Below are 1,221 nucleotides of genomic sequence, written 5' to 3' on the forward strand. Positions count from 1 at the left end.
TGTTTCGGGGCTGCGCTGGCTGGTGGTGACCGGTGAGGCGCTGCCGCCGGACCTGTGCACGCGGTGGTTTGCGCGGTTCCCGGACGTGCCGCTGGTGAACGCCTACGGCCCGACGGAGTGCTCGGACGACGTGACGCACGCGGTGATCCGGTCCGGCGTCGAGGTGGTGCCGATCGGTCACGCCGTGCGGAATTCGCGGCTCTACGTGCTGGGCGACGAGCTGCGTCCGGTGCCCGTGGGGGCCATCGGCGAGCTGTTCGTCGGCGGCCTGGTGGTCGGCCGGGGCTATGTGGGTGACGCGGTCCGGACGTCGGCGGTGTTCGTGGCCGACCCCTTCGGCGAGCCGGGCACGCGGATGTACCGCACCGGCGACCGGGTCCGGATGCGCCCGGACGGTCAGCTGGAGTTCGTGGAGCGCCGCGACTTCCAGGTCAAGATTCGCGGGCACCGCATCGAACTCGGCGAGATCGAAACCGCCCTCGCCGCACACGAGGGTGTCGGGGAAGCGGTCGTCACCGTGCACGGCACCGGCAACGACCGGCGGCTCGTCGCCTACGTCACCGGCACCGCCACCGCCGGGGAACTGCGCTCGCAGCTGAGCGAGCAGCTGCCGGCGTACATGGTCCCCGGCGCGTACGTCGTCCTCGACCGCTTTCCGCTGACCGCGCACGGCAAGATCGACCGCAAGGCGCTGCCCGCACCGGAACAGCACACCGGCACCGCCGCCCGCGGTCCGCGCACCCCGGTCGAGGCGACGCTGTGCGAGATCTGGGCCGACGTCCTCGGCGTCCCGGAAGTCGGGATCGACGACGACTTCTTCACCATCGGCGGGCATTCCCTGCTGGCCAACTCGGTCGTGAGCCGGGTCCGGTCCGCTTTGGACGCCCAGCTGTCCATTCGCGACCTGTTCGAAGCGCGGACGGTCAGCCGGCTCGCCGGCCGGCTGATCTCCGCGGGCCAGGCGGGCGCCGGGTTCCGGAAGCTCACGCGGCCGGAGCGGATCCCGCTGTCCCACGCGCAGACCCGGATGTGGTTCCTGAACCGCCTCGAAAGCGCGGGCTACACCATCCCGCTGGCCGTCCGGCTCGGCGGCGCGCTGGACCCGGCGGCGCTGGCGGCCGCGCGGGGCGGCGTCGGGGAGGGGGGCCAGCAGCTAGCGGCCGGGGGGGCCGACCAGGCAGGGCGCCCCGCCGCGCGCGAGCGGGCGCCCGCCCCCCCCCC

1 protein-coding gene is annotated in these 1,221 nt (G+C 74.0%); it reads left to right on the forward strand.

Annotation, left to right across the window (positions count from 1 at the left end; all coding sequences use genetic code 11):
- On the forward strand, nt 1-1,221 hold a 1,221-nt coding region (locus ACWEVN_RS47970; protein WP_452055729.1), incomplete at both ends, for an AMP-binding protein.

Source organism: Amycolatopsis sp. NPDC003861, assembly GCF_053605405.1.